General features: G+C 57.4%; 6 protein-coding genes and 1 tRNA gene. 1 reads left to right on the top strand and 6 read right to left on the bottom strand.

Annotated elements, in window-relative coordinates:
• Positions 1–1558, top strand: a 1558-nt coding sequence (leuA, locus tag DOU50_RS01380) for a 2-isopropylmalate synthase (protein ID WP_148768591.1), incomplete at its 5' end; no start/stop codon positions are given.
• On the opposite strand, the gene DOU50_RS01375 is transcribed toward leuA, so the two are convergent.
• From DOU50_RS01375 to DOU50_RS01350, 6 genes are all read right to left on the bottom strand, one after another.
• Positions 1545–2309, bottom strand: a complete 765-nt coding sequence (locus tag DOU50_RS01375; RefSeq protein WP_148768590.1) for an AraC family transcriptional regulator — start codon at positions 2307–2309, stop codon at positions 1545–1547. The genes leuA and DOU50_RS01375 overlap by 14 nt on opposite strands.
• Before the next feature lie 54 nt (positions 2310–2363).
• Complete coding sequence (gene luxS / locus DOU50_RS01370) at positions 2364–2879, bottom strand: S-ribosylhomocysteine lyase (RefSeq protein WP_024907693.1); 516 nt, start codon at positions 2877–2879, stop codon at positions 2364–2366.
• Positions 2880–3032: 153 nt separating this feature from the next.
• Positions 3033–4577, bottom strand: a complete 1545-nt coding sequence (gshA, locus tag DOU50_RS01365) for a glutamate--cysteine ligase (protein WP_024907694.1) — start codon at positions 4575–4577, stop codon at positions 3033–3035.
• A gap of 83 nt (positions 4578–4660) precedes the next feature.
• On the bottom strand, positions 4661–5089 hold the full coding sequence (locus DOU50_RS01360) for a YqaA family protein (protein WP_008499541.1): 429 nt from the start codon (positions 5087–5089) through the stop codon (positions 4661–4663).
• Positions 5086–5652: a fructose-1-phosphate/6-phosphogluconate phosphatase gene (gene yqaB, locus DOU50_RS01355; protein WP_032648006.1), complete on the bottom strand. Its 567-nt coding sequence runs from the start codon at positions 5650–5652 to the stop codon at positions 5086–5088. The genes DOU50_RS01360 and yqaB overlap by 4 nt, the downstream gene beginning before the upstream one ends.
• A 117-nt stretch (positions 5653–5769) precedes the next feature.
• Positions 5770–5846, bottom strand: a tRNA-Arg gene (locus tag DOU50_RS01350).
• Positions 5847–5851 lie beyond the last annotated feature (5 nt).

Genomic DNA, 5851 nt, shown 5'->3' with positions numbered 1-5851 from the left:
GCTCTCAACCGACCTGCGCGACGGCAACCAGGCCCTTGCCGAGCCGATGGACAGCGCGCGCAAGCTGCAGTTCTGGGACCTGCTGCTGGGCTGCGGATTCAAAGAGATCGAGGTCGCTTTTCCTTCCGCCTCGCAGACGGATTTCAACTTTGTTCGACAGCTGATTGAAGAGAGCCGCATCCCGGATGACGTGACGATTCAGGTGCTCACTCAGGCACGGGAAGATCTCATCCATCGCACTTTTGAATCCCTGCGCGGCGCGAAGCAGGCCACCGTCCATCTCTACAACGCCACCGCCCCGCTGTTCCGCCGCCTGGTGTTCGGCATGGAGAAAGCGCAAGTCGTCGAGCTGGCGACGCGCGCCACGCGGCTTATTCGTCAGCTGTGTGAAGAGAACCCGGACACCCGCTGGCAGTATGAATACTCCCCGGAAACCTTCTGCTTTACCGAGCCGGAGTTTGCGCTGGAGATTTGTGAAGCCGTCGCGGAGATCTGGCAGCCGTGCGACGAACGGCCAATGGTGATCAACTTACCCGCCACCGTCGAAGTGAGCACGCCGAACGTCTATGCCGACCAGATCGAGTACTTCTGTCGCCACTTTAGCCGCCGCCGCGATGTCTGCATCAGCGTGCATCCGCATAACGACCGCGGTACCGGCGTCGCCTGCGCCGAGCTGGCCGTGATGGCGGGCGCGGACCGCGTGGAGGGCTGCCTGTTTGGTAACGGGGAGCGCACGGGCAACGTCTGCCTGGTTACGCTGGCAATGAACCTCTACAGCCAGGGGGTGAGCCCGAATCTGGACTTTAGCGATATGAACCGGGTGGTGGAAGTGGTGGAAACCTGCAATCAGCTGCCGGTCCACCCGCGCCACCCTTGGGCAGGACGGCTGGCCTATACCGCCTTCTCCGGCTCACACCAGGACGCGATCAAAAAAGGCTTTGATGCCCGCAGGCCTGGCGATCGCTGGGAGATGCCCTACCTGCCTGTCGATCCGCAGGATATTGGCTGCACCTACGAAGCGGTGATCCGCGTGAACAGCCAGTCAGGAAAAAGCGGCAGCGCGTGGCTGATCGAACAGAACCATGGTCTGAAGTTGCCCCGCGCCCTGCAGCAGGATTTTAGCCAGCACGTGCAGCAGGAAACCGATCGCCATGGAAAAGAGATGACGCAGAATGCACTGTGGCAGCTGTTCCGCACCCGCTACGGCCTGGTAGCCACGCCGCACTATGCGCTGCAATCCTACCGCAGCGACAGCCAGCAGGACGGCCAGCTGCGTTTGACGGCAAGCATCGCTACGCAGGGGGGAACGCGTCAGCTGGAAGGTCAGGGTAACGGTCTGCTCTCCGCCGCCGCTCACGGCCTGAGCCGCTGGGTCAACGCCCCGTTCGTGATTAAGGATTATCACGAGCATACGTTAGGCGAGCGCAGCGACAGCCGCTCGGTGGCCTACATCCGCTGCCTGTTCCAGGACGGCAGCAGCCGCTGGGGCGTGGGCATTGACAGCGACGTAGCGCGCGCGTCGCTTCAGGCGCTCTTTAACGCCGTCAGTCGTTCTTAAAGTAATCGCTGGGGGAGACGCCCATCACGCGGCGGAACATCGCCGTAAAGGCGCTGTGGCTGCCGTAGCCCAGATCCAGCGCCACGCGCAATACCGGCTGGCCCTGCGCCAGCCGCACTAAGGCTTCCAGCAGGCGCGCCCTTCTCAGCCACTCTCCGTAGCTTAATCCCGTCTGCTGCTGGAAATGGCGGTTCAGTGTGCGCTCGCTCATGTTCATCATGCTCGCAGCCTGCGCGCTGCTCCAGCTTTCACCCGGGCTTTGCCGGATTTGCAGGCACAGGCGACGTAACGCCTCACTTTCCGGCTCCGGCAGGTGAAACGGCAGCACCGGCATAGTGCGGATTTCATCGAGAATGAGCTCATAGACGCGCTCATCCCGGCTTCCGGGTGAGTACGATTCAGGTAAAGCAAGGGAGACGAGGATCAGCTCGCGCAGCAGCGGCGCGATCTGCACGATCTGGCAGGTGGCCGGGAGATCGGCCCGCGCCAGCGGATCGATGAACAGCGTTCGCGCCGCCACGTTGCCGGTGATGCGAAGCGAGTGGCGGGTCCCCGCCGGCAGCCAGACGCCGCGGCCTGGGGGCACAACCCAACAGCCCGATGCGGTATCCACCCGAACCACGCCGCTCAGGGTGTGCAGCAGCTGTGCGCAGTCGTGCTCATGCCACGGCTCGCTGTCACCATGAGCGTAATCATGGGCGAACGGAACGAGGGGACGGTGGGTAAAGGAGAAGGTTGCGGTTGTGGTCATGGAATTAAACCACCCTCACCCTACCCTCTCCCTGAGGGAGAGGGAAAAGGTGCACTAGATGTGCAGTTCCTGCAGTTTTTCTTTCGGCAGGGCCAGCTCTTCGTTGCTGTTCACGCGAACATCACGCTCGATGATGTGACGCGCGATCTCCTGCGCTTCTTCCAGAGAGTGCATCTGGTAAGTACCGCACTGGTAAACGTTCAGCTCAGGGATCTGGTTCTGCTCTTTCACCTTCAGCACGTCCTGCATCGCCGCTTTCCAGGCATCCGCGACGCGCTTCTCATCAGGCACGCCAATCAGGCTCATGTAGAAACCGGTACGGCAGCCCATCGGAGAGATATCGATGATCTCAACGCCGTTGCCGTTCAGGTGGTCACGCATGAAGCCAGCGAACAGGTGTTCCAGCGTATGAATGCCTTTCTCCGGCATCACTTCTTTGTTTGGCACGCAGAAACGCAGATCGAAGACGGTGATCGTGTCGCCGTGCGGGGTGTGCATGGTCTTCGCCACGCGGACTGCAGGTGCTTCCATACGGGTATGGTCGACAGTAAAGCTATCTAATAACGGCATACGTCACCTCCGATAGTGATTTTTTTTAAAATAAACTGAACTCTTCTACAGAATGCGCGTCTGAGTATATGAAAGACGCGCATTTGTTATCATCATCCCTGAATTCAGAGATGTATATTTTGGCCACAGCGATGTGGCCTTTTTCTTTTCTGCTTAAGCCTGCTTCGCCAGAAACGCCTCAAACGACTCGGTATCCGCCGCTTCAACCTCTTTCTGACGCACAACGGACGCATCGCGTTCCGCTACAAAATCCGCTTCGCTCAGGATTTCTAACGGCTCCTGGATCAGCATCTCACGGTACTCCGCCGACAGTGAACGCCCCGTACCACCAATGCCCTGATCAATCATAGAACGCAGAATGCGCGCTGAGAACGTCAGTTCCGGGTTATCAAAACATTCCACCAGCTGGTCGCAGATCAGTTGATACGCCTCTCCGCCGTCGATGCTGTCCATTGTCCGGGCAACACGCTTCAGGTCACGGAACAGATCTTTGCCGACTGTGGTCAGCGGGAACTGTGCCGTTTCGCAGCCGATACCCAGCGTCAGACCCGGTTTACGCCCTTCCAGAATCACGCGGTTCCAGTTTGTACGGGTGCAGAGCAGTTCGTCTGAACTCATTTCCGGCGCATCCGCCAGCACGCACCAGACCATAAACAGATCCAGGAAGCGAATCTGCTGTTCATCAACGCCAATCGGTGAGAACGGGTTGATATCCAGCGAGCGCACTTCAATGTATTCAATCCCGCCGCGCTGCAGCGCATCCGACGGGGTTTCACCGCTGCGGGTTACGCGCTTAGGACGAATAGGCGCATACAGCTCGTTTTCAATCTGCAGCACATTGCTGTTGATTTGCAGGCGCTTGCCGTCTTTTTCGAGGCCGATTTTCTCGTACTCTTCCGACGGGGTTTTGATCGCCCGCTTCAATCCTGCCACATATTCGTGCAATTCGTTAAACGTAATACCGAGATTGCTTTGCGATTTATTGGTATAACCGAGATCGCTCAGGCGTAGAGAGGTGGCGTACGGGAGATAGTACATTCCGCAGTCGGTCTTCTCGAACGGCAGCGTGGTCGGTTTCCCCTGCAGGAACGAAGAACAGATCGCCGGGGAGGCACCAAACAGATACGGGATCACCCAGCCGAAACGGTAGTAGTTGCGGATCAGGCGGAAGTAGCCTTCAGAGATCGCGTCTTTATCCGTTTCACCACATTTCGCCTGCCAGAAAGCCATCGGCAACGAGAAGTTGTAGTGCACGCCAGAGATGGTCTGCATCAACGCGCCGTAGCGGTTTTTCAGCCCTTCACGGTAGAGCGTTTTCAGCCGACCAATATTTGACGTGCCGTACTGCGCCAGCTCGATCTCCTGCCCCTGCTCGATATAGCACGGCATGCTGAGGGGCCACATACGTTCGTCGCCCATGTTGCGCGCGGTGTAGCGATGGATATCGCGCATGATCGTCAGCATATGATCAATATCACCCTCTACTGGGGTGATGAACTCCAGCAGCGCTTCAGCGAAATCGGTTGTGATCCATTTATGTGTCAGCGCCGAGCCTAACGCCTTCGGGTGACCCGTCGTCGCTAAACTGCCGTCCGCGTTAACGCGCAGCGTTTCACGCTCAAGACCACGCTGAATACCCTTCAATACCTGAGGGTGGTTTTCCAGCCAGGCCAGCGCCTGAGATACGTCCGGGATCAAATTGACCTCCCGCCTGTCAAAGTAATGTTACTCAGCATAATTGTAATGGTTGACGATTGAAGGTCGCGTATTCATTCCACCAATTAGTGCCACCACGTCATACCCTGTAGTGTTGCCCACGCCACGAGAACATAGCGCAACGCCTTGCCAAGGCACAAAAAAAAGAGCACCGGTCCCCAGGAGATGCGCATCCATCCCGCCAGCAGACACAGTAAATCGCCTATTACAGGCATCCAGCTTAATAACAGCGTGGCAGCGCCATAGCGTTTTAGCCAGCCGACTGCCTTTTCCTGCCAGCGCGATTTTTCGCGCAGCGGAAAGAAACGCCCAAGAATAACGTTAGTCAGCCCTCCAAGGCTATTACCCATTGTTGCTATTAATACAAGCAGCCAAGGCTGACTCACGCCGGACAACAGCATCGCCACCAGCACCACTTCCGAATTGCCCGGTAACAGCGTGGCGCTTAAAAAACTGCTGGCGAATAATGAGGCGAGTGACAGTGCGTCACTCACAGTAAGCGCACATCCACCGCATCCATTCCGGCATCACGCGCGGCCTGGATACCAAAATCGGCATCTTCAAACACAACACATTTTGCCGCAGGGACGCCCATTAATTCTGCGCAGAGCAGGAAGGTGTCCGGTGCGGGCTTGTGATGTTTAACATGATCGGCGGCGACCACGGCAGAAAAATAGTGGCGCAGGCCAAGATGGTTGAGTAATGCCTCTGCAATCGCGCTTTCGCTGCCCGTTCCTACCGACATCGGGCGACGCCCGTGCCACTCTTTTACCACATCAATCAGCGGCAAAGGACGTACGGTATCTAAGAGCATGGCTTTTACCGCATCGGTTTTTTCGCGTGCGAGCAGGTGCGGGTCGAGATCGGCCTGATTCAGTTCAATCACGGCCTGTGCAATACGCCAGGTGGGGGAGCCGTTGAGGGCGATCATCGCCTGAAGGTCGAAACGCATACCGTAGCGGCCCAGGACGTCGGTCCAGGCTTGACGATGCGTGGGTTCGGTATCCAGAAGAGTACCATCCATATCGAAGATCAAACCGTCATACTGTGCGTACATCGTGCTCTCACTAACCGATTAACAAAGCATTACTTTATCGTAAATGGTGGTTTTTGTCGCTGACAGAGAGTGTGATTGCTGACGGAACGTCGAAGGAATAAACAAAGAAGGAGAAGATGGTGCATCCGGGAGGATTCGAACCTCCGACCGCTCGGTTCGTAGCCGAGTACTCTATCCAGCTGAGCTACGGATGCATCGG

It is taken from the genome of Enterobacter sp. C6 (genome assembly GCF_008122455.1).
Taxonomy (GTDB): Bacteria; Pseudomonadota; Gammaproteobacteria; order Enterobacterales; family Enterobacteriaceae; genus Enterobacter; species Enterobacter pseudoroggenkampii.
The sequence above is the reverse complement of the archived record's forward strand: the minus strand, read 5'-3'. Positions and strand labels throughout refer to the sequence as shown.